The sequence below is a fragment of the Sulfitobacter sp. NFXS29 genome (assembly GCF_040148765.1).
In the GTDB taxonomy this organism is placed as follows: domain Bacteria; phylum Pseudomonadota; class Alphaproteobacteria; order Rhodobacterales; family Rhodobacteraceae; genus Sulfitobacter.
In genome coordinates this window covers 1-22,136 of the sequence record NZ_JAGDED010000006.1, presented here as the reverse complement: position 1 = coordinate 22,136, position 22,136 = coordinate 1, and the positions used below count along the sequence as shown (strand labels likewise).

General features: G+C 56.8%; 19 protein-coding genes and 1 pseudogene. 7 read left to right on the top strand and 13 right to left on the bottom strand.

The window, feature by feature from the left end; all coding sequences use genetic code 11:
* The first annotated feature begins 9 nt into the window (after positions 1-9).
* The 3 genes from J3456_RS10920 to J3456_RS10910 are packed head-to-tail and all read left to right on the top strand — an operon-like array spanning position 10 to position 3,897.
* Positions 10-1,218 carry an ABC transporter substrate-binding protein gene (locus tag J3456_RS10920; RefSeq protein WP_349580278.1) on the top strand — a complete coding sequence of 403 codons (1,209 nt, stop codon included), beginning with the start codon at positions 10-12 and terminating at the stop codon, positions 1,216-1,218.
* Positions 1,219-1,270: 52 nt separating this feature from the next.
* Positions 1,271-2,065, top strand: coding sequence for an ABC transporter ATP-binding protein (locus J3456_RS10915; RefSeq protein ID WP_349580277.1), 795 nt, complete (start codon positions 1,271-1,273; stop codon positions 2,063-2,065).
* An 11-nt stretch (positions 2,066-2,076) separates the two neighbouring features.
* Positions 2,077-3,897, top strand: a complete 1,821-nt coding sequence (locus tag J3456_RS10910; protein ID WP_349580276.1) for an AMP-dependent synthetase/ligase — start codon at positions 2,077-2,079, stop codon at positions 3,895-3,897.
* A gap of 3 nt (positions 3,898-3,900) precedes the next feature.
* Here the strand turns inward: J3456_RS10910 and J3456_RS10905 are convergent, their stop codons facing one another.
* Complete coding sequence (locus J3456_RS10905; protein ID WP_349580275.1) at positions 3,901-4,332, bottom strand: DUF1489 family protein; 432 nt, start codon at positions 4,330-4,332, stop codon at positions 3,901-3,903.
* Positions 4,333-4,533: 201 nt separating this feature from the next.
* Here J3456_RS10905 and J3456_RS10900 point away from each other — a divergent pair, with 201 nt between their 5' ends.
* Positions 4,534-6,813, top strand: a complete 2,280-nt coding sequence (locus J3456_RS10900) for an adenosylcobalamin-dependent ribonucleoside-diphosphate reductase (protein ID WP_259947730.1) — start codon at positions 4,534-4,536, stop codon at positions 6,811-6,813.
* Positions 6,814-6,980: 167 nt separating this feature from the next.
* Here the strand turns inward: J3456_RS10900 and J3456_RS10895 are convergent, their stop codons facing one another.
* Together J3456_RS10895 and J3456_RS10890 are read right to left on the bottom strand one after the other, a co-directional pair.
* Positions 6,981-8,816, bottom strand: coding sequence for a TniQ family protein (locus J3456_RS10895; RefSeq protein WP_349580274.1), 1,836 nt, complete (start codon positions 8,814-8,816; stop codon positions 6,981-6,983).
* Between the two features lie 5 nt (positions 8,817-8,821).
* Entirely contained in the window at positions 8,822-8,980 is a 159-nt protein-coding gene (locus tag J3456_RS10890; protein WP_349580273.1) for a hypothetical protein, read from the bottom strand.
* A 244-nt stretch (positions 8,981-9,224) separates the two neighbouring features.
* Here J3456_RS10890 and J3456_RS10885 point away from each other — a divergent pair, with 244 nt between their 5' ends.
* Complete coding sequence (locus J3456_RS10885; RefSeq protein WP_349580272.1) at positions 9,225-10,247, top strand: IS110 family RNA-guided transposase; 1,023 nt, start codon at positions 9,225-9,227, stop codon at positions 10,245-10,247.
* Between the two features lie 1,529 nt (positions 10,248-11,776).
* Positions 11,777-12,176, top strand: a pseudogene (locus J3456_RS19420) (GFA family protein).
* A 97-nt stretch (positions 12,177-12,273) separates the two neighbouring features.
* Here the strand turns inward: J3456_RS19420 and J3456_RS10880 are convergent.
* The 8 genes from J3456_RS10880 to J3456_RS10845 all read right to left on the bottom strand — a co-directional run bounded on the left by J3456_RS10880 (position 12,274) and on the right by J3456_RS10845 (position 17,871).
* Positions 12,274-12,753 carry a GNAT family N-acetyltransferase gene (locus J3456_RS10880; RefSeq protein ID WP_271689169.1) on the bottom strand — a complete coding sequence of 160 codons (480 nt, stop codon included), beginning with the start codon at positions 12,751-12,753 and terminating at the stop codon, positions 12,274-12,276.
* Positions 12,754-13,021: 268 nt separating this feature from the next.
* On the bottom strand, positions 13,022-14,269 hold the full coding sequence (locus J3456_RS10875) for an MFS transporter (RefSeq protein WP_349580271.1): 1,248 nt from the start codon (positions 14,267-14,269) through the stop codon (positions 13,022-13,024).
* Between the two features lie 129 nt (positions 14,270-14,398).
* A complete protein-coding gene (locus J3456_RS10870) occupies positions 14,399-14,680 on the bottom strand; it encodes a hypothetical protein (RefSeq protein ID WP_349580270.1) in 282 nt (93 codons plus the stop codon).
* An 87-nt stretch (positions 14,681-14,767) separates the two neighbouring features.
* Positions 14,768-15,055 (bottom strand): DUF1127 domain-containing protein, encoded by a 288-nt coding sequence (locus J3456_RS10865; RefSeq protein ID WP_349580269.1) that lies wholly within the window; start codon positions 15,053-15,055, stop codon positions 14,768-14,770.
* 826 nt (positions 15,056-15,881) lie between these two features.
* The gene (gene rnk / locus J3456_RS10860; RefSeq protein WP_349580268.1) at positions 15,882-16,316 is read right to left on the bottom strand and encodes a nucleoside diphosphate kinase regulator; all 435 of its coding nucleotides are present in this window, start codon (positions 16,314-16,316) and stop codon (positions 15,882-15,884) included.
* Positions 16,317-16,367: 51 nt separating this feature from the next.
* On the bottom strand, positions 16,368-16,817 hold the full coding sequence (locus tag J3456_RS10855; RefSeq protein WP_349580267.1) for a hypothetical protein: 450 nt from the start codon (positions 16,815-16,817) through the stop codon (positions 16,368-16,370).
* A 311-nt stretch (positions 16,818-17,128) separates the two neighbouring features.
* Complete coding sequence (locus J3456_RS10850; RefSeq protein WP_349580266.1) at positions 17,129-17,662, bottom strand: DUF488 domain-containing protein; 534 nt, start codon at positions 17,660-17,662, stop codon at positions 17,129-17,131.
* The gene (locus J3456_RS10845) at positions 17,659-17,871 is read right to left on the bottom strand and encodes a hypervirulence associated TUDOR domain-containing protein (protein ID WP_349580265.1); all 213 of its coding nucleotides are present in this window, start codon (positions 17,869-17,871) and stop codon (positions 17,659-17,661) included. Before J3456_RS10845 ends, J3456_RS10850 begins: the two co-directional genes overlap by 4 nt.
* Before the next feature lie 427 nt (positions 17,872-18,298).
* On the opposite strand from J3456_RS10845, the gene J3456_RS10840 reads away from it, so the two are divergent.
* Positions 18,299-20,443: a YecA family protein gene (locus tag J3456_RS10840; protein ID WP_349580264.1), complete on the top strand. Its 2,145-nt coding sequence runs from the start codon at positions 18,299-18,301 to the stop codon at positions 20,441-20,443.
* A gap of 96 nt (positions 20,444-20,539) precedes the next feature.
* On the opposite strand, the gene J3456_RS10835 is transcribed toward J3456_RS10840, so the two are convergent.
* A complete protein-coding gene (locus J3456_RS10835) occupies positions 20,540-21,118 on the bottom strand; it encodes a GIY-YIG nuclease family protein (protein WP_349580263.1) in 579 nt (192 codons plus the stop codon).
* Positions 21,119-21,348: 230 nt separating this feature from the next.
* Positions 21,349-22,136, bottom strand: a 788-nt coding sequence (locus tag J3456_RS10830; RefSeq protein ID WP_349580262.1) for an MIT C-terminal domain-containing protein, incomplete at its 5' end; no start/stop codon positions are given.

Genomic DNA, 22,136 nt, shown 5'->3' with positions numbered 1-22,136 from the left:
GAAGACCAGATGACCATGAACCGCCGATCCTTCCTCGCCACCACGGCCGCCGCGACGGCGGCCATGGGCACGCCGATGATCCTGCGCGCCCAGCCCAAGGAATACGTGCTGGGCGCATCGCTGCCGCTTACGGGGCCTTTCGCCACCGCGGGCCAGCTTGTCGCGCCCGCCTTCGCCATGGCGACCAAGCTGTTCAACGACGAGGGCGGCGTGGCCGGCGTGCCGATCCGCTTCGTCACCGAGGATTCGGGCTATGTCCCGCAGAATGCGCTCAACAACTACCAGCGGGCGCTGGCCTCTGAAGGCAAGAACATGATCGGCTATTTTGCCGACAGCACCGGCGCGATGAAGCTGATCGCGCCCGAGCTCAAGGGCGAGAACGCCCGCATCATGGGCTCGACCTCTTTCGCCTCGGAACTGGCAGACCCGGCGACCCACCCCTACCAGTATCTCTCGGGCCCGACCTATCAGAGCCAGTTCGACATCCTGCTGCAGAATATCAAGAACGAGGGCGGGCAGAAGGTCGCCTTCATCTTCTCCAACACCGAGTTCGGGCGCGATCCGATTGAGCATGGCCGCAAGACAGCCGAGGAACTGGGCCTTGAAGTCGTGCTGGAGGAAAGCACCAAGGCCGAAGGCGCGGATATCCCCACGCATGTCACCAAACTGGCGCAGTCGGGTGCGGATCACTGCATCCTTCAGGGCTATGTCACCGGCGTTTGGCCGCAGCTGATCGGCGGGGCGCGGCAGTTTGGTCTGCCGGTCAAGTTCAAAGGCACTTTCTGGGGCATGGAAAAGCTGATTGCCGACCGCATCACCGCTGAAGCGGGGCCCTTCCTTGCGGGCTATGAAGGCGTCATGCCCTACCGCTATTTCTATGACCGCGAAGACGCGCCGCGCTACCAGCAGTATGCCGAACTCAGCAAGCAGATGTTCGCGGGCACGCCGCTGGAGAACTACATGTCGACATGGGCGATCCAGACCATGTGCGGGCTGGAGATCGCCATGAAAGCCTTCCGCGACACCGCCGAGGCCGGGCTGGAACTGACGCCGGACAATATCGCCGAGAAGCTGGCGGGAATCTCGGACTGGGATTCGGGTGGCTTCTTTGGCGGGCCGGTGAGCATGGAAAACAACGCCATCGGGACGGGCCGGGTCTATGGCTACAACCCCGAGGATGGGCTGTTCACGCCCAAATCCGATTGGTTCACCGTTTGATAAGCGCGGGGCGTCCGGCGGGCGCCCCAAACCCTAGAAAAAGGAGGCGCCCGTGTTGACCATCGAGAACATCGAAGTGACCTACCACCACACGGTGCAGGCGCTGCGCGGGCTGTCGCTGGAAGTGCCCGACGGCAAGATCGTCACGCTTCTGGGCACCAATGGCGCGGGCAAAACCACCACGCTGAAGGCGGCGAGCAACCTGCTGGCGCTGGAGAACGGTGAGGTCGGCGAGGGGCGGATCAGCTTCAAAGGTCAGTCGATCATGACGATCCAACCCGACCGTCTGGTGCAGCAGGGGCTGTTCCACGTGCGCGAGGGGCGGCGGATCTTCAGCGAGATGACGGTGGAGGACAACCTGATTGCCGCCTCCTACGCGCTGGACCGGCGGCAGGCGAAGCCGGACTATGACAAGGTCTATGCCTTCTTCCCCCGGTTGAAAGAACGGCGCCGCCAGATCGCGGGCTATCTCTCGGGCGGGGAGCAGCAGATGCTGGCCTTTGGCCGGGCGATGATCGCGCGGCCTGAGTTGATCTTAATGGACGAGCCCTCGCTTGGCCTCGCGCCTAAGGTGGTGGCCGAGATTTTCGACACGATCAAACGGCTGAACCAAGAGGACGGCACCGCGATCCTGCTGGTGGAGCAGAACGCCGGGGTGGCCTTTTCGGTCGCCGACTACGGCTACATCATGGAGAGCGGTCAGATCGTCATGGAGGGCGACGTGGAGAAGCTGCGCGGCGATAAGGACATCCAGTCTTTCTACCTCGGCATGGGTGAGGAGAGCGGCGCGCGGCAGTCCTTCCGCGATGTGAAACATTACAAGCGCCGCAAACGCTGGCTCAGCTAGGGAGGTCCGCCATGGCATTCGACGAGTTCAAGGGCGACTTCGCGCCGCTGGTCCGCATGGTGCACAACCATGCCAAGAACCGCCCCACGGGCGTGGCGATGCGGCAAAAGGAATTCGGCATCTGGAACGAGATCACTTGGGCGGGCTTGCAAGAGATCATGCAGGCCACCGCCGCAGGGCTGGTCGATCTGGGGCTGCAGGCGGGCGATCATGTCGGCATTCTCAGCGAGAACCGCAGCGAATGGGTGCAGGCGCAGTTCGGCATCAACGCGGCGGCGGGGGTCGTGGTGGGCATGTATCCTACCAGTCCGGCGGCGGAACTGGAGCATCTGGTAAATGCCTCGGATACCACGGCGCTGTTCATCGAAGATCAGGAGCAGCTGGACAAGATCAAGGAACTGGGCGACCGGGTGCCGCAGCTGCGGCAGTTGGTGATCTTCAATCCCAAGGGCACGCGGGGCGAGGATCTGCTGGGGCTGATCAGTTTCGACGAGCTATTGGAGCGGGGCCGGGCGCGGCTTTCGGGTCTCGCCGACGATCTGCGCGCGCGTCAGGCGGGGATCGAGCCCGACGACACGGCGATGATGGTTTTCACCTCCGGCTCCACCGGGCTGCCGAAGGCGGCGGAGATTTCCTATGGCAATATCCACGCGGGCGTCGGCGTGGCGCGTGACGTTTTCGGGGACTACCCGCCGGGGACGGATGTGCTGAGCTATCTGCCGCTGTGCCACATCGCCGAACAGGCGGTGACGGTGATCAACGGGCTGGCGCAGCAATTCGTGATGAACTTCGGGGAGAGCCTTCGGACCATCACCCTTGATCTGCGCGAAGTAGCGCCGCAGGTCTTTTTTGGCGTGCCGCGAATTTGGGAAAAGATGCAGGCGGGGGTGCTGGTGCAGGCGCAGACCGCGGGGCGGATCAAAGGGCCGATGACGCTGATGGCGCTGAAAGGCGCACAGCGGCGCGGCATGATCCGGCGCGACAAATGGAGCGCGGGGGACCGCATGGCCCATGCCTTTTGGGACACGCTCGTTTACCGCCATATCCGCAGCTATCTGGGACTGGGGCGCACCACATTTGCGATCTCTGCCGCCGCTCCGATCAGCGCCGAACTGCTGGGATTCATGCGCGGCATCGGGGTCAATATCCGCGAGGCATGGGGCATGTCCGAAACCTCGGGCGTGGGCACGATCCAGCGCTCATGGGGGCAATGCGACGGGCGCATCGGCTTCCCGGTCAGTGGCGTGCGCACCCGCATCGCCGAGGATGGCGAGGTGCTGTTCTCGGGCGGGACCATTTTCAAGGGCTATTACAAGAACCCCAAGGCCACCGCCGAAACCATTCAGGAAGGCTGGCTGCACACAGGCGATGTGGGGCGCGAGGAGGCCGATGGCTCAATCACCCTGATCGACCGCAAAAAGGACATCATGATCAACGCGGCGGGCAAGAACCTCGCGCCTGCGCATATCGAGAATGTCATCAAGGCCAGCCCCTTCATCAAGGAGGTCGTGGCCGTGGCCGACAAGCGGCCCTATGTGACGGCGCTGGTGCAGATCGACATGGACACCGTGCGGCTCTGGGCCGAGGGGCAGGGGATTGCCTATACCACCTTCCGCTCGCTCGCCGAGCATCCCAAGGTGCAAGAATTGATCGACGCGGAGGTGGCCAAGCAGAACCGCGATCTGGCACGGGTCGAGCAGGTCAAGAAGGTCTGGCTGATGCGCAAGGAGCTTGATCACGACGACGGAGAGGTGACAGCGACGATGAAGGTGCGCCGGGCCAAAATCTACGAACTCTACGGCGACCAGATTGAAGCGCTCTACGCCGCGTGAGGCTCAGAGCACGCCGATCTCGGCCAGGGCGCGGTTCAGCTCCACGGGCAGGTCGGCCTCTGCCTCGCGGCCTTCGGGCAGGTCGGGCGGGGCGTCCTCGGGTTTGAGGTAGCGCCAGCCTTGGAAAGCGCGGCGCAGGCTGTTTTGGGTGCGGATGATCTCAGGGTCGAGGACGATGGCGCAGCGGCGGATGCCGTCGGCGCGGGTGATCTCCTCTAGCCGGATAATGCGCTGGCGGGCTTGGATGACGCCCTTGATGACCCAATAGATCGAGCCGCCGTTGAGAATCTCGGCCTCGCGCTTGGGCCACATCCGCGTGACATGGCGCGGCAGACCGTCCTTGGTCCGCACGTCCTTGCGCGCCTGCCATTTGGCGAGGCCCTCGACGCCTTCGGTGCCGACCGAAAGTTTGATTAGATTGATATAGTTATCCAAAAGTTCCCCCGCAGTGCTGCCCGAGAATGCGCCTCTATATAGTAGTTTCTCCTTCGGAGCTAGCAAGGTATTGTGGTAGGCTGAAGAATAAATTCCCGTAGATGTGCATTTTGGGCGTTGAGAAATCGGCCCTTCATGTTGTATCGATGCCAACTCTTAAGTCGCATTCGTGCTGCCCTCACGACTCAAAGGAACCGTTGTATGTCCCGCTTTACCGCCCCGATCGCCGAACAAATCTGGGATATGAAATACCGTTTTAAAGGGGCCGATGGCACCGCCAAGGACGTCACGGTAGAGGACACATGGCGCCGCATCGCTCGCGACCTCGCGCAGGTCGAATCGAAGGCGGATGTTTGGGAAGACAGGTTTTTCAACGCGCTGGAGGATTTCAAATACCTCCCCGCTGGCCGCATCACCGCAGGCGCGGGCACCGCGCGCCGCGTGACCCTGTTCAACTGCTTCGTCATGGGCACCGTGCCTGACAGCATGTCCGGTATCTTCGACATGCTGAAAGAGGCTGCATTGACCATGCAGCAGGGCGGGGGAATCGGCTATGATTTCTCCACCATCCGGCCACGCGGCGCGGATGTGCTGGGCGTCTCGGCGGATGCCTCGGGGCCGCTGTCCTTCATGGATGTCTGGGACGCAATGTGCCGCACCATCATGTCCGCAGGCTCGCGCCGCGGCGCGATGATGGCGACCATGCGCTGCGACCACCCGGATGTAGAGGATTTCATCGCCGCCAAATCCGACCCCGCGCGTTTGCGCATGTTCAACATGTCCGTGCTGGTCACCGACCCCTTCATGGAGGCCGTCAAGGCCGACGGTTCGTGGGACCTCGTTTTCGGCGGCAAGGTCTATAAGACCGTGCAAGCGCGCGACCTGTGGAACAAGATCATGCAGGCGACCTATGACTACGCCGAGCCGGGCGTGATCTTTATCGACCGCATCAATGCCGCCAACAACCTGAACTATTGCGAGACCATTGCCGCCACCAACCCCTGTGGCGAGCAGCCGCTGCCGCCCTATGGCGCCTGTTTGCTTGGCTCGATCAACCTCGCGCGTCTGGTCGCGCAGCCTTTCGAGGACGCCGCCCATCTTGACCAAGACGCGATGAGCGAGTTGGTCGCCACCGCCGTCCGCATGATGGACAACGTCGTCGACGTGTCGAACTTCCCGCTGCCCGAACAAGCCGCTGAGGCGCAGAACAAGCGCCGCATTGGTCTGGGTGTCACCGGGCTTGCCGATGCGCTGTTGATGGTCGGCCTGCGCTACGGCTCTGATGAGGCAGCGGCCCAGACCGAGGCATGGCTCAAGGCCATCGCGCGTGCCTCTTATTTGGCGAGCGTCGAGTTGGCGAAAGAAAAGGGGGCCTTCCCCCTCTTTGACGCGGAAAAATTCCTGGCCTCCGGCACCATGATGCAGATGGACGACGATGTGCGCGATGCGATCCGCGAGCACGGCATCCGCAATGCGCTTCTGACCTCCATCGCGCCCACCGGCACGATCAGCCTTTACGCGGGCAATGTAAGCTCGGGGATCGAGCCGGTCTTTGCTTACGCCTACACCCGCAAGGTGCTGCAGAAAGACGGCAGCCGGACCGAGGAAGAGGTTGTCGACTACGCCGTGCAGATGTGGCGCGAGTTGAAGGGCGACACGCCACTGCCCGACTATTTCGTCAACGCCCAGACCCTGCCACCCGCCGACCACGTCAAGATGCAGGCCGCGGCGCAGAAATGGATCGACAGTTCGATCTCCAAGACCATCAACTGCCCCGAGGATATCTCCTTCGATGCCTTCAAGGACGTCTATATGCAGGCGTGGGATACGGGCTGCAAAGGCTGCACCACCTACCGCCCCAATGACGTGACCGGTTCGGTTCTGAGCGTCTCGTCGGAGAAGACCGACAAGGCCCCCGCCGATAGCCCCGATCAGGTTAGCGAAGGCGGCGAGATCGTCTATATGTCCGACCCGCTGGACCGTCCGGCGGAACTGGAGGGCAACACCTACAAGGTCAAATGGCCCGATAGTGAACATGCGCTTTACATCACGATCAACGACATCGTGCTGAACGGCCACCGTCGCCCCTTCGAGGTGTTCATCAACTCCAAGAACATGGAGCATTTCGCCTGGACCGTGGCGCTGACGCGGATGGTCTCTGCCGTGTTCCGCCGTGGCGGTGACGTGTCCTTTGTGGTTGAGGAACTCAAGGCGGTCTTCGACCCGCGCGGTGGGGCTTGGATGCAGGGCAAGTACATCCCCTCCATCCTTGCGGCCATCGGCGGCGTGATCGAGCGCCACATGATCGCCACCGGCTTCATCGCGGGCGAGGGCATGGGCCTGAAGACCGACCCGCAGGCGAAGGTCGTCGGCCTCGATGCGCCGCGTGGCAAGTCCTGCCCGTCTTGCGGTCAGTTCGATATGCGGATGGTCGAAGGGTGCATGACTTGTGGGAGCTGTGGGCATAGTAAGTGTGGGTGATTTGGGGGAGCTGTAGGCATGTTTGTCGTCCGACATCCATTGTTGGGTTTTGCGACAAAAGCTGCGTTTTTGAATCGGCGATGGATAAAGGCTGATTTTCGACCCTGAATATGAAAAGGGCGGCGCGATGTGCGCCGCCCTTTTCATTTCAGGCTTGCTCGTCTGGATCAGATGCTCAGAGCTCTCTCGACCTCGGACTTGAGGTACAAGTAGCCGTAGTCTACGCCCTCCGGGCTGAACGGCAGCACGCCTGCGTCGCGCAGTTTCGGAGCCAGGCTTTGCCATGTTACGCCCTGAGCCTTCGCAAGCGTGCGGAGCGTCACAAAACGTGTATGGAAGACGGCGGCATCCTTCTCGGTGATGTAGCGTTGCATCGCTTTGGTCCGCGGATTGCGCATTTTGGTAGACGGCACATGGCCGTCCTTGACCAGTCGATTGAGGTACACTGGCCGAGCGAGACCGATCGACTTCGTGAACAGCTCGAGAGACAGGGCGGCAGGTTCATCGCTGCCCAGCACCTGCGCGACTTCTTGGTGGTAAACGTGGACAGAGCCGTAGCCGTGGAATTGGACGTTGCGCGCCACGCGCTGGACCCGTCCCTCCCGGATCGCCTGGATGATTTCTGCCGGCCTGAGTTTAAGACGCTGGGCCGACTTCGCGACCGTAGTCCATCCATGTTGCGCTTGCTGGATGATCTCTGCCCCGGTGAGGAGGCCATCGATAAAGCCCCGTCCATCCCGCGGATCCCATATGTGCTTCGATTGCGCATCAGTCAGGGCAGGCTTCAGGAGACCATCCTCGACGAGAAGGTCGAACTGGGATCGACTGATGCCATGCATCTCGGCGAATTCCTTCGCCGACACGAAGCTGACCAACGATGCCAACAGATCCTCAGCTTCTTCTGCATCGAAGGTCGCCCAAGTGTCAGGAAGATCCGGATCGATCATGTTTGCAGCTTGCAGCATTTTACGGAGACGACGCATATCGATGCCAGTTTCTTCGGATGCCGTGCGGACAGAATGTAGCCGCCGGATTCCCACTGGCTCTCCGAGGAGGTCGTCACCAGGTCCCAGCGGCCAGCTGTCCATCAGATGCCGAGACATGAGATCGCGATAAGGGCTGAAATCGGGGTCGTCCCGGTGTTCGCGTGAGAGACGATCGTAGAGCATCGGGAACACCGCTTTCGGCCCCAGCCGAGGTTCTGCGAGGGCGTTCAGCTGTTTGAGGTGAGCCAGGATCTCTGCCTCACCCCGGGAAGCCACGGCGAAACCCGCGTCATACGTGAGATGCTCCCATTTCGGCGTTACATCTCGCGGCTTGAGGTCATGGAGCGGGAGAAGCGCATATCCGAGCAGGCGGCAGAACACCGACGCGGCATGAAGTGGATGCGCGTCGAGCCACGTTTCCTTATGCGGCTCGCCGGCAAGGCGTTGGTCGAACCAGATCTCGAACTCGGTCGGCGCACGCGCCCCTCCATCCATCTCGCCGGATACAATCTGATCCGCGATTTCCCGAAACTGCATTGCCGTATCGTAGCGAAGGGTCGGTGCGGTGTCTTTCCAGAGAGGAACGAGGCTGCACTGATGCTTCAGGCATAGAGAAACGTGATGGATCAGCCAGTGTGCCTGAAATGTCATCGCCTGATGCCGGGAAAGAGAAGACCCCTCAATATCCTCGCGAAGGCATGCCGGGCAACCGCGCACTTCCGACGTCAACAGCGGCCTGACGGGAAACTGATGGCCGTTGATGCTGCGGCGGCGACCTGCGATGGCAACAGGTGTCCAGGACGAGAGGGCTCCCTGACCGTTGCCGGACAATTGTTCAAGCTGCGTCAGAGCATCCGGGACGCCTTTCACGACCTGTGCGAACGGCAGATCGACATCCTGGCCGAAATCGACCGCACTCACACCACCGGCTGCGGCCAGCCGAGAGTGGAACGCAAACGCAGGTTCGCGCAGGCGAGGCGTGTCATGGAGGGGCGATGGGTATTCGTGGTTCCTCATCTTCGCTACGTATGAGCCGGATTTCGATACGTCAAACCTGCGGCGAAGAATTTCGGAAAATCCATGAGTTTGCCGCAGGAAGCCCAGTCAAGTGCAGCAGCTGCCTTTGCTGAAAGGTCCGTTGAAGGCGGCGCGATATACCGATCGATGACATTCCAGTTCATCGGTAAACGCCTTGCCACCCGCTACTTGAGGCACAACCTCTATCTCGGCCCGCGCGTAGGTCATTGCGCAACGAATGCACTCTCGCCCCTCAGTTGGCGCGCCTACCCCTGACCCAGCCTGCCTCGATCGGTAATGAGCGACAGGTAGGGCGGAGAGCTGATGGGGTGGATGGCTCCTGCTTCAACCGGCGTCGCAATGCGCCATAATGCAGGTGTCTAAATCTGCTTTGAGAAGAGCCACCCCATGCAAGTTACCACAATCGGCGTTGACCTGGCCAAGAACGTTTTCCAAGTCCATGGTATCGCAGAGAACGAGGTTGTGTTGTTCAACAAGCCCCTGAGACGGGCACAGTTTCTGCCGTTCTTTGCTAAGTTGAACCCCTACCTGATCGGCATGGAGTCTTGCAGCAGCGCCCATCATTGGGCCCGCGAATTGACGGCCTTAGGCCACGAGGTGCGTTTGATCCCACCGATGTATGTGAAGCCCTATGTCAAACGTGGGAAATCTGATGCCATTGATGCGGAGGCAATCTGCGAAGCGGTGACACGTCCAACCATGCGTTTTGTGGCGATTAAAACGGTTGAGCAACAAGCCCTGCTGTCGCTGCATCGGGCGCGCGACCTTTTGGTTCGTCAAAGAACGCAGTTGATCAACGGCTTGCGAGGACTGGTTGCCGAGTTCGGCATCTACATCCCCAGAGGGCTGGCCCGCGTGATTGGGTTTGCTGAGGATATCACACTGGGTGAAGTGCTCGATTTGCCAGATATCGCCAATGAGGTGATCCGCAACCTGTCAGAACAGTTGATGGCATTGCATAAACGGATCCGATGGTATGAAGAGCGCCTCAAGCAAGTGGCTAAAGAAGATGCGCGTGTCCGTTTGTTACGCACGATACCCGGCGTCGGCGCGGTGACGGCTTCTGCGATCATCGCCAGCATCGGCGACGGGCACCAGTTCCGCAATGGCCGGGAGTTCGCCGCCTGGCTGGGCTTGACGCCTGCAAATAAATCCAGCGGAGGCAAGGAAAAGCTGGGGCGGATCACCAAGATGGGCGACCAGTATTTACGCTCTTTGCTCGTCGTCGGCATGACATCACCGGTCCGACAAACACGGTCCCACCCCGAACGTGCCAGCAAGTGGCTGACGTTGCTGCTCGAACGCAAACCCGCCCGTGTCGCAACTGTCGCCATGGCCAATAAGACCGCCCGAATCGTCTGGGCTGTCCTAACCCGCGACGAACCCTACAGCCCCCGTGCGGCAGTCTGAGAAGAAAGGAACAACGAGTTAGCAAGACCTGCGAGATGATGGTGCATAAGTCTGCCGCCAAAACCAAGACACTCCGCCGAATGTCCCGGGCGTCATAGCCCGCTAAGCTGTAAGGAACTTGGTTTGCGGAACCCATCAGGGCCAGCGGTCAAAACCGCGCAAACAGGCCGGACACATGACTGCTTCTGACAAATGCACAAATCAGATCAAAAATGTCTTGCTATGCAGGAGCCATCCACACAGGACATTCGCTGCGTCCTGGCCAGACGGAAGCATTAAACAGGAAAGCGGACATGGCTCCGCGGCGCCAGTATATCAGGCCCATAAATGCATTTCTCGGACCTCTCTGTCATTCAATATTATACATTCGGAGCCAGAAGGAATATAATTAGAAATATTTTCAAATCTGACCAGTTGAACGCTTCATCCAAAGCAGGTACTTGTGAATCAATTCCTCTCTGCTCGCCGTGATCGCAATGTTGGAAGGGTTGGAACGCAATGTGCTCGCCAGACCAGACACAGCAACTTGCACCATGTTTTGAAGTTCTTGCCCGTTAACATAGGTGGTAGTTTGATGAGAAAGGTCACTGGCGAGGCCATTCCATTGGCGCGATGCAGGCTCGATCACCTTCTGAAGATTTGCATCAAACCTGAAGTATTACCAATTTCCGTTTCTGTCGCAACTCGTAAAAGAAGCGTCATGCATTAGTCCATTTCTAAAAGCATATAACCCTGCCACTTCAGCACTGCGATAATCGTGACTGCAAAAATTATGGAGAGATTTCTTAACCCCAGATACGTTTGATGGAGGCTGGGACTTGGTTGGATCTTGATAGCAAGTACCAATTTGATCCAATATGGAGAATGAACAGAGTAAAGGAACAAAGATATTCGAGTTATTCATCGTATTAGCGTGTCGCATTTCACCAACTATTACACCCAACGTCGACAGAACTCGATGACTTTTGGTCATGATTGGTGAAGTTGTACCCACATGTATACTGGCAACCTCTTCAATCGTGAGCTGATCTAATTCTTTTGAGGGGAAATTCATAAAAATCTTCTATTTTTGTTTATCTTAAATTTATTTTCCGAATAATGTTCTGCAAAGCTTATCCAGAAAATGCTACGATTGCAGTCGGTTCAGTTAGCCACAAAAATTCAGTGGTTTCAACGTAGTGGATTACGTTACAGGGATTTTCTTTCACATCGGGTACAGGCTTGAGATCGGACTGAAGCTATTGCTTGAAATGGCTAAGGGGTGCAATCATTAGTAGCCTTGCCGCGTTCATCTGCAGATTTGGTCAGGCCTTGGTCGACGGCGCTGATAGGGGACAGATACGGCATGGACTGAGACCAGTCACCCGCCTCGCCGCGTTCGAATGTCCAGTAACGGTTGCAGACCGGACACCCGCTGCATCCTTCACTGCTTACGTTGCTCGCGCGCGCAGTAGAAGTCCGGCTTGAGCCCATAGTAGCAGAGGAAGGCCTGTGAGATATTGGTAAAGTCCTGAAGGCTTGAGGGTAATATGGCAAATAAAATTACGGCTACCTGCCTCTGTGGCGAGGCACGACTGATATGTGGCCGTCCATTGGGAACGGGCAGCTATTGCCACTGCACGGATTGTCGTAAATTCACTGGCGCTGCCTTCAGTGTCGCCGTCCCTTTCGAAGCAAGCGGCTTTCAAGTCCTGTCCGGTAGAATTGGTTCGTTTACTAAGGTTTCGGACGCGGGAAGAGAGTTAACCCAACTTTTGCCTCGGATGCGGTGCTCCACTATTCGGAACATCTAAACACCTTCCCCAAACCGTTTTTGTGAAAGCTGGTGTGATTGACGATCAATCCTATGTTCGACCAACACATGAGAGCTGGTGTCAGTCAAAGGTCGAATGGTCGATGATAGGGCTTGATCTACCTGCGCACCTATAGGGAAAATCTTAGCTTTGGCAGCTTTGTCCGCTGAGCCGCCTCGCGCGTTCATCATAGCTAAGGTCTGCTCTGAGCCCAAACCGTCTATCACAGATGGTTATGGCTTGCCCTCGAATGCCAGAGCATTTGATTTCAGATCGTCCGGCGTAAACCTGAAAATCGTCATCTCGTCTACGCTATAGGCGCCAAGGCTTCTGTAGAATTCGATGGTGGGTTTGTTCCAGTCCAGAACCCCCCATTCCATCATCTCGCAGTTTCTCTCGAGGGCAAGAGAGCAAAGATACCCCATAATGATCTTGCCAAGACCCTGATGGCGGACTTTCGTATCCACGAAGAATCCATCGATATAGATTCCTGACCGTCCAGTAAATGCAGATGATTTCTGGCAAAAATAGGCAAAGCCCGCAATTTCGCCCTTGTAGTATCCAAACAGCGCCTCGCCCAGTTTTTCATTCAGAAGCCGTTTGATCTGAGGCTCAGTTGCCGTGATCTTGTCCGACATCTTTTGATAGGCGCCCAGTTTTTTCATGTATTCGACAACAAGCCCCGCATCATCCGGAGAAGCGTGTTGGATCATGAAATTCGGATTGGATGTCGCTATTTTCTGCACAGTTTCATTCTCCCATACCTGTGTTTGCGAAGGTAAATGTCCTGCTAGTCATAGCAAGTCAGAAGATGTCTGCTTTGTCCGCATAGCAGCCATTGAACGGATCAAAATGCTGCGCAACTGTTTTAGTGTCCGCTTCGGGGAAGCTGCGGCGCGGCGACGCAAGGTTCAGTCAATGTCAGCTAAGGGCCGTTCGCGAATTCGTTGACCTTGCTGGATCGAAGTGGCTTCAGCCTACTCAGTCTTCAGGGGTGCGCGGGTCGAGTGCGACCGCCGCGGGGGAGATATCTGGCAAGGGCACGAACTTCTCTCGCCCTTCCACGGGCAATGCGCGGCCTGTCCGCATGGTCAATAAGACGAATACCGCGTAGCATATGGCTACGCCGGATTCGAACAGGAAAAAAGAGGCGGGCCCATATACCGACATCAATGCCGAGGCTAAGAGGGGCCCAATCGTGGCCCCGATTGAATAGACCATCAGCAAACGCCCCGAAGCCGCCACGTAGACGCGTTTTTGCAATCGGTCGAAGGTCTGCGCAACACATAGGGGATAGATACTGCTGATTGCGCCGCCGAAGGCGAGCGTTACGGAGATCAGTAGCGGAAAGGAAAGGTCATACGCCAGAGCTTGCGACAGCAGCCCCCATGAGATCCCAACGACCAGCAATAGGCATGACATGACAATCCGCCTGTCAAACCGATCAGCCAACATCCCCACGGGAAGCTGAAAGCTCAGACCGCCAAGCACAACCGTGCTCATGAACAGGGCTGCATCTGGTACGGTCAACCCAATCTGCCGGGCAAAGACCATGCCAAGCGCATAAAAGGATCCTACAAGCATACCCGCCACACCAGCACCGACTACGCCTACTCGAGATGCGGCGAACAACTGACGAAGAGCCAGAGGTTGCGAGGCGTTCAAGTCGGGTTCGCCCAATCGTGTCATGGCGATTGGGATCAGCGAAAGACCAATAAGGCAAGAGGAGATCATCAGGTGATCACTGGCGCCCACGGTCCCGGTATTGATCAAGGTCTGCCCTGTAGCGATCGCCAGATAGAGAACGAGCATATAGGACCCCAGAACGCGCCCGCGGGTCTCGTTATTGCTGCGATCGTTCAGCCAGCTTTCGATGGAAGTCGTCATGCCGGCAATGCAGATGCCGTTGATGACACGCAACACGGCCCATGCCGTGGCAAATTCGAAAAACCCGTAGGACAGACAAACCGCCGCCGTCAGCGCAGCGAAGGCGGAAAATGCGCGGATATGGCCGATCCGCAAGATGACACGCTTGGCATTAAGTCCACCGAACGCGAGTCCCAAGTAGTAGGCGGCCATGACCACACCGGTTAGTGCCACGGAATAGCCGACCATCGACATCCGCAGCGGCAGGACTACACCCAACAGGCTATTGCCTGCGATCAGCAAAGCTGTCGCGCCAAACAGGGCTTTGACCGGTGCGATCTGGGTGAAAAACCTATGCGTCATGGCTGTAGCGCTTTCCTCAAGAACGAAGGGGAACGAAAAAGCCCCGGCCGAAGCCGGGACTTTTAAAAGGGGTGCAAACCTCTACGCGGGCCCCGCGCAGTTAAGGGGCAGGGGCTTCGCTTTGCGGGGTCATCGAATGACCGAGGGCAGCTCCTGAGGCCGAGGAGGCATGGCAATCTTCCCCAGTTGCATAGCCGAGTGAATGGCCGCCATGCCGAGGAGAACTGCGAACATCGGGTTGGCGAACTGACTGCGGCTATGTTCGCGGCCCGGTGGGCGCACGCTGACGGGGGCACCGCCATCGTCCTCCCATCGGGAGACACATTCCATCGACGGGCCGGGAGTCTCCTCTTTTTTCACGCGCCTGAGTTCGGGAAACAATTCTTCGAAATCTGCTTTGCAAAGCATCATGGCCTTGGTCCTTTCATGCCATCGAACGAGGAACGTGCCGGGACCCCTGGTCTGGGCCCCGACGCAAGATGCGAGAAAGAGGCGCGTTCAAACGCGCTCTGGTCGCGCCGAACCAGCGGTTCGCCGCGCTGACGCATCAGCTTCCATTTCTCGGACGATGTGTGAAATCTCACCGCGATACAGGCCGATATCGCGGAGAATCCGATCATCGAGTTCTTGCAGCGCCGCGATGGTCCGCTGTCGCTGCCAATGTTTGACAACGGAGTTCAGCCAGCGGCGCAGCTTGCCAGGCCGAGCTGGCTCGGACCGCAGGGGTTGGCGAGGCTGGTGCGGCTGCCGTATGTAGGGTGAGGTGTTCAGAAGGTAGGCGTACATGTCAGGCTCCTCAACGAGAAGGTTGAACCCGGACGGTCGCCCACGCCTTCGTGCCAGCGCGCCGCATGCGCGTCGGGCTGGCCGAAATCATAGGTTTCCGTCGCATCGATATATTTTCAGATCGAGCAAACCCCGTGGTTGGAACGCGCTCCATTGCGCTGCTCCGCCCGGGGCTACAGGCGGTTCAGTGTATTCCCTGCGTTGAGCAGGAACCTCGTATGAAAACTGAACATGGTCATACCCTCTACATGGGCCAGCCTGCGCGACTTATCAAGCTCACAGAATGGCCTTGCGACCTTTAGCCTCAGAAGCACCCAAAAGCACCTCGCGGGTCAATTCGGCTGGCCGCTTTCATCGTCAAAGCGCTCGCGGGGAGCACCGAGGCAAAGTAGCTCAAGACTTTAAGGAACGGACGCATAGGACTTTCTTTCTTAAAAGTTTGAATCCGATGGTAGACGCCGACTGCTATGCTGCAAGGCGGGATGGGCGGCGGCCACGACATGTTGCACAGGTGAGCGCCGTGGCACCTTGTAAGGGGATTGGCGCATTACAACGCCGGCAGCGGACAGTGTTGCACGGCAAAGCGCGCGCGAAAGGATAACGACAACTTGGGCAACGTCCGGCTGCCGCACGAGGAATAGCGGCGGAACAAGAGGGGCATTTAGATGGAAGATGAAAGGTCATGGCATGTCTCCGACCAGTAGAAATGGTGCCGATCGATCGGCGGCTCCAACCCCGGACGGTGCGCCATGCCGATCACAGCATTAAAGCGCACCCCCCGGGTTGTGCATGGTTTTTGCAGGTTCTCATGTCGAAGCGTCGCATCTCAGGCTTCCTGCAACGAGTTCTGGTCGTCGGTGAACACTTTGAGGACCTTCAGTTCCCGCCGTTGCCCATCGCGAGTTTCCCAATGGAAAGCCGCCCCTTCGACAAGGCCGATCAACGCCACGCCGATTGGGGTCAAAATAGAGATGCGGCCTGCGGAAATATCCGCCTCGGGCGGCAGCACAAGAGTGACCGTATGGTCCTTGCCCGCGGTTTCATCGTGGTAGGTGAACTGGCGCCCGAGATCGACCACATCCCTCCGCAGTCGAGACGGTGTAACCACGCGCGCGCGACTTAATTCTTCGATCAGCAGTTCGGCCAGATCGGGATCGCGTCGCATCATGCGTTCTGACAGGGCTTCCAGCTCTGCCAGCCGCGTTTTGCTGAGAACGATCTTCGGGCGCCTGATGCGCCGCGACTTTGTTTGGATGGACATCTATCTCTCCTTTGAGGTGTGCGGATTTCTGAGGATCGAGGTGTCGGGCGCTCAAGCACCTTGCACGTCCAGCACCACAAGCGTGTCGACCCAGCCGTCTTCCCGCAGAAGCGGTGTCTTCTGCAGTTTCTGCATGCCCAGCATCGTCGCCCCCAAAAAAGAGGTCACGGGAATGCCCCCTCGCTGAACGTGGGGCACCAGCGTCAGGATGCCGCTGCGAGCTTTGCCGCCGCTGGTCATGAAGACAACGCGTCTGCCAGCAATGACGAGGTTTGAGGGCGCGGGCTCAGGCGCGGCGCGTGCAAGACGAAGCTTGTGGCGCAGAAACCCTTCGATGAGCGTCGGGTTCGGACACTCGGCCGTTAGTCCAAGGCTCAATAGCCGCTCAACCCCGATCCAGTCGGAGCGGGTCAGATGGAACCGACCCTTTAAGGAAGGGCATTTGAACGAAGGATTTAAAAGATCGGCGGTCGGCCGATCCATGGGGTTGGTGAAAAGCATGATGGTCCCCCGCAAAGGATCGCAGTCTCAAGGATGTATCTGAGAAGGCCCCGGGGGTATTAAGAACGCCTAAGCGTGCGCCACCCGGGGACGGGGGCGGTTCAGAAGCAAAAACCGAAAATGATTCTCATGCGTAACCATGCCCAAAGCTTATCGCGCAGAACGGGGCTGTCAATCTGCCTCAAGAGAGGGCACGTTGTGCAAACCTATTTCGGAGAACAGGCAAAGAACCAGTTCGTCAAAGAGATGATCTTTGCCGCTGCGCCTGAACGTTTAGCTACAGCCACCATGCCATTGATACAATCGACGCTTTACGCGCTACCTGGATATATGACCGAACCATCTTCAGACAGCTTTGCTCCGTCCGTGGCCTGAGCGGTATCGATGCGCCCTGGCGCCATGAGGTGACACACTTCTTCGCCGTGTAACAAAAGCCAATCCGTGATGATTCTGCGATGGCATCGCCACCAGACGGCTTCTGAGCACATCATGGCCAACGACTGCGATTGACCAAGTGCTACGAGTTCTCTAAATGCCTCACCAAACTCGGGGCTGAGGGCATAGTCAGCGTAGTTATGAAAGCTCCGCACGCGCCAGAAAGCATTTAAGTGGCTCTCGACATGAGGCTGTTTTGGTCGTCGACCTCCCAAAGCCAGCATATGACGATAACCGATCTGATAGTCAGTCAGTAGCTCAGGAAATCGGTCATCGTTGTAGTCGGGGTTGCTTCGGGACTTCGGGAAAGATCGCACGTCGACCACGAGACGAATTCCGGCCTCCTGCAGCATTTCGATTACGACATGCGGCGGACGATTTGAATGGCCAATTGTTGCGAAGCCACTCACGACTTTAGCTTTCGTAGGGCGCCTTCCTTGTGGGCCGCGATATGATCGGTCTTGTCGCTTTCGATCTCATACTGCGGTTCTTCTTTCGATGCTCGTCGATGATGCCCCTTATATTCGAAGTCCGTTTCGTGAACTTCGATGATCCGACCGCTGACCCGCCCGGCCTCGGAATTCCAGCTAACACGGTCGCCTTTTGAGAACTTCGCCATAGCTAAACCTCCTTTTGGTAATTAACTGCTCCCGTTCTCGCGGCGTTCCGGATCGTGATCTTGCTGTTCAAAATGATGGCAGTGCCGATAGGCTACGCCTCCATACGTGAGAACAAAAATCAAAACTGGCTCTCTCAAGTAGGCAGCTGAAGAACAGAGAAGGCCGCCAGCCGTGCTGGTCCGCGCCGCGGGCATTTCTAAGGTTCGCGGCCATTGCGAATACTTAGGCGGCACTCGCCCAAAGAAGGTCTTAGGGCGGAAACCGGACCTTCGCTGCGCCTACAAACGGATCGCTGCCAATTGTCGAGAGCGGACCATGGAATTGAGCTCCGCCAACCTTTGGGTCTCATTTATATGGACGCATGGTCCACGATCCGCCAGTAAGGTATCCGTAAGCATACTTTATTGATAACCTTGTGGAGCACACATGAAAATAGAGCCCCGAACTGAGCGGGAGATATTTGACGACCTGGTGCAGCTATGCACGAGCGCGGGCTATGTGCATGCAGTTGCTTATCTTTGCTTCCGGGACAACGTCATCCGCTATAGAAAGGATGTTTCGGGAAAGCACTTTGAAAAAATGCACTCCTTCGAAAGGCTGATACGTAATGAAATCAATGCCCTTATTGGCTGCATGGTCAAAGCAGAACTCGATTGGTCAATCCCTGACCCGGCAACATTTACAGCTTTAATCCAGTCATCGGATAGCCTTCTGGCTGAATACCACGACCGATTGTCGGCCGATGCTTACGCAGACTTGTCAATCGAAGCTGTCCAATCTGGATTTGACCCGACTTCTACCGGTGAAGCGCTTCGGGAAGCGGTCTTTTATGCGGCGGAGTCTGCTTACGTTTTTCAGTTTCGTGATATGGCTTTTGAGCGCTACGCTGCAGACGGTGACTGGCTCGCTGAGAAAAGAGGTTATGCACCTATCGATGCGCGTGACATCTGCCGCGCGCTCTTCGCGTCCCAAAACCAAATTCTAACAACCGCTATTGAGGAAATGAGGAAGAAAGATCCGTCAAAATGGACTGTTTTGGAGGGCTTTCGGCTCGATATTGATGACATTGCATCTCGATGTGGAAAAAATAAGGACGACGTCTTCGAGTTTCTTCATGCTTTCACTTACCAATCCGAAAGAGGTCACAGGGAATACTTGCAAATTGATGACTTCAATGAGGTAGCAGTAACACCTATCGTGCAAGCTCCGAACGGCGATCTGTATTTGTTCCAATACTATCCGCTTGTGGAGGCTACCTACGACAGTCCATTCTATTGGTTTTCGGAAGACAAAGAGTACTTTCCGTCGGCTTCCAAAAACCGAGGTGAATTCACGGAGGCATTTCTAACAGAACGGCTCATTTCGATCTTTGGAAGCAATTCCGTGTTTTCCAACGTAGACGTATACGAAGGAAAGAAGCGTATCGGCGAAATGGATTGTTTAGTGGTTTTTGGTGAGTACGCTCTGATCTTTCAGGCAAAATCTCAGCGCCTCACCCTTCCAGCGAGAAAAGGCAAGCTTGAAAAACTAAAAGATGATTTTGGCCGGGCCGTACAAAAGGCTTACGATCAAGCAGTCACTTGTGCGAAGGCAGTTCCGAAAGAAGGCATTCGATATGTCTGTTCAGATGGAAGGGAACCTGATCTTTCGAATATTGAGCGCGTTTATCCTGTGTGCGTCTTGGCGGACCACTATCCGGCATTGGCTATGCAAGCGCGGGCTTTTCTCAATACAACGACTGACCCCATGATTGGAGCCCCGTTGGTTTGCGATCTTTTCCTGATCGATGTGGTGACCGAAATGCTGCCATCTCCACTACGGTTTCTCAGCTACATTACCTTGAGAGCACAGTTCGGTGAAAAAATACTTGTTACCAACGAATTGGCTGCCTTTGGGTACTATCTGCGTCAAAGCCTGTGGATCGACAGTGATTTAAGTATGATGCTGCTGGACGACAGCGTTGCAAGTGAGCTTGACGCCGCAATGACCGTCCGGAGGGAAGGTTTGCCGGGGGAAGACACACCTAAGGGTATTCTCACAAAGCTTCAAAACACTCGGCTGGGCAAATTAGTTGCGGAGGTCGAGCATGACCCCAATCAGTTCTCAGTTGGCATGGGTTTGGCAATTCTGGAGATGGGCGAAGACTCGGTTCGAAGAATGAGTTCTGCGCTTGATCTTATGATCAGGGATGCAGGGCGAACTGGTGGCCATCATGACTTGACTATCCCCCTTGAGCACAGAGACGCTGGTCTTAGTATACATGTGAATTCCGCTCCAAACCAGGAAGCGTCAGACAAACTGAGCTCACACATGCTGTATCGGAAGTATGCTCAGAGGGCGGGAAATTGGTTTGGGTTGCTACTGGAACCGACGACTGGGAAGCCGAGATTTGGGGCAAAAGTTCGTGCGCCCCACGTATTCGACTTTGGACTTGAGGCGATCACTTCCAATGCTGCTCCTCTCCAAAAGTTCGAAAACCTATCGGTCCGAATGAGAAAACGAAAAACTGGACGGAATGATCGTTGCCCCTGTGGCAGTGGAAAAAAGTTCAAACATTGCTGTTTGGTTTAGCTATGTTTTCTGGATACTTCCGATGTGAAATGGGCTTTGTCTGCTCAGTTCCATTTTTTGCTTTTCCAAAGGAGGCGAGCCCTACAGCCCTTTGGCCTATGTGCTATTATAACAGGCAAATTTCTGCTTTGGCGAAGTTCTGCAAAAAAACATTCTGGCCCGTAATGAATGACCGCTATCGGTCGAAGGCTCGTGATGAGCAGGCATGTAACCACAACGCAGACAGATATCACCCGCTGGCCCACCTTGATAATGGATACCACCAAAGCAGCCGCAAGAAGGACATAGCTCATCGACCTCAAGGTCCAGCCATGCGGCTCCCCTCACAAAGCATGGAACACCAGTGCGATCATTACTCTCGAATTCAAAAACGGCATCTTCTGGCGGCACGTAAGCTGCGGTACCTGCGGCTAACAGAAATGGTACGATTTCCTCTGCTTCAATGTTAAACCACTCTCCAGATCCGCGCTCTTGACAAAATTTTCGATGCAACTTTGCTTCGAGCGAAACCTCGTCTTCGGATTCAATATATCCAAGTAACCTAAGCTGAACGGGGTTACCGGTTTGGAGTTCGGTTATCCTGCGCTTCAGTGAATTAGTGCGCCCTATCTTTATCGGACTCAGTTGCGCTTCTCCGTTAGCTATAAAGTAAACTGGCAAAGTCTTCTCTGTCATATTGAACGAGCCTCAAGTGTTGCACTTGCAGCGAATGGCGACAATGCGGGTTGCAAACGCAGCGCGGCGATCCGCAGCCAGATGTCTGCTATGGGCCGAAAATGATTAATATGTTGGCTGTGCCACCATTTAGTGGTTTGGTAAATACCTGTGTCTTCTGAACAATCCGTACCCACCTGAGATAGAGGCCGCTTGCAAAGACCATGTGTTGAGAATGATATACTGCGTTCCTATTGCCGCACATAGGTCACGTAGAAGCCCTTCGCCATGCGGTGTTCCTGCAATCGATCGCCGAGGTTGAAGCCCTCGCGACGCATGGGCGGCTGGAAGATGTCGAGGCCGCGATCGAGAACGATCTTCCAACCGGTATCGGTGATAATATCGCGGGCGTGCGCGGAGCCGGATGTGTCAAAGGCCCAGGTAAACTCCACTCCGGTGCCGATGATCGCGCCCGAGATGCTTTCCAACAGTTCCCGTTGCATCTGGATCTCGCCCTCATTGGGTGCGGTGACCAGATGAATGGCGACTTGATCCTCTGGCGCTTTGCGCTGGATGACCATTTCAACGAACTCCATCATGTTGCGCACCTGATAGCGCAGACGGATATAGGGATCAGTGACGATGATCCGGCGCGCGCCATCAAGGTAAGGGCCGAATAGCTTGCTGTAGCTCACGCCCTTGCGATTTTCGGCAAAGACATGGTGGCCTTCTTCCAGGGCGGGCTTCTCGGGCGCGGCTTGAGGGGCGGGCACAGCGGCTGCGTCGCGCTCTACGACCTCGCCATCATCAGCCGGTGTTTCCTGATCCTTGGGGTCCTGGGCTGGCCTGCGGTGATAAAATTGCGGGAATTCTTGCTCCTCCACCGTTTGCACACGCCGTTTTTGACCATCGTGTTGATTGTCACTGAGAACTGACCCGGTAGCCCCATAAATTGTCACTGAGAATTGACCCATGTGAACACACTTCCCCGACGGTTTTGGTTGGGGGGATTTGGAGTGATCGACATGGGATTTTTGAG

Coding starts and splice junctions, on each gene's coding strand:
- J3456_RS10920 (WP_349580278.1), top strand. CDS start 10: ATGACCATGAACCGCCGATCCTTCCTCGCCACCACGGCCGCCGCGACG.
- J3456_RS10910 (WP_349580276.1), top strand. CDS start 2,077: ATGGCATTCGACGAGTTCAAGGGCGACTTCGCGCCGCTGGTCCGCATG.
- J3456_RS10900 (WP_259947730.1), top strand. CDS start 4,534: ATGTCCCGCTTTACCGCCCCGATCGCCGAACAAATCTGGGATATGAAA.
- J3456_RS10895 (WP_349580274.1), bottom strand. CDS start 8,816: ATGAGGAACCACGAATACCCATCGCCCCTCCATGACACGCCTCGCCTG.
- J3456_RS10890 (WP_349580273.1), bottom strand. CDS start 8,980: ATGAACTGGAATGTCATCGATCGGTATATCGCGCCGCCTTCAACGGAC.
- J3456_RS10885 (WP_349580272.1), top strand. CDS start 9,225: ATGCAAGTTACCACAATCGGCGTTGACCTGGCCAAGAACGTTTTCCAA.
- J3456_RS10880 (WP_271689169.1), bottom strand. CDS start 12,753: ATGATCCAACACGCTTCTCCGGATGATGCGGGGCTTGTTGTCGAATAC.
- J3456_RS10875 (WP_349580271.1), bottom strand. CDS start 14,269: ATGACGCATAGGTTTTTCACCCAGATCGCACCGGTCAAAGCCCTGTTT.
- J3456_RS10870 (WP_349580270.1), bottom strand. CDS start 14,680: ATGATGCTTTGCAAAGCAGATTTCGAAGAATTGTTTCCCGAACTCAGG.
- J3456_RS10865 (WP_349580269.1), bottom strand. CDS start 15,055: ATGTACGCCTACCTTCTGAACACCTCACCCTACATACGGCAGCCGCAC.
- rnk (WP_349580268.1), bottom strand. CDS start 16,316: ATGTCCATCCAAACAAAGTCGCGGCGCATCAGGCGCCCGAAGATCGTT.
- J3456_RS10855 (WP_349580267.1), bottom strand. CDS start 16,817: ATGCTTTTCACCAACCCCATGGATCGGCCGACCGCCGATCTTTTAAAT.
- J3456_RS10845 (WP_349580265.1), bottom strand. CDS start 17,871: ATGGCGAAGTTCTCAAAAGGCGACCGTGTTAGCTGGAATTCCGAGGCC.
- J3456_RS10840 (WP_349580264.1), top strand. CDS start 18,299: ATGAAAATAGAGCCCCGAACTGAGCGGGAGATATTTGACGACCTGGTG.
- J3456_RS10835 (WP_349580263.1), bottom strand. CDS start 21,118: ATGACAGAGAAGACTTTGCCAGTTTACTTTATAGCTAACGGAGAAGCG.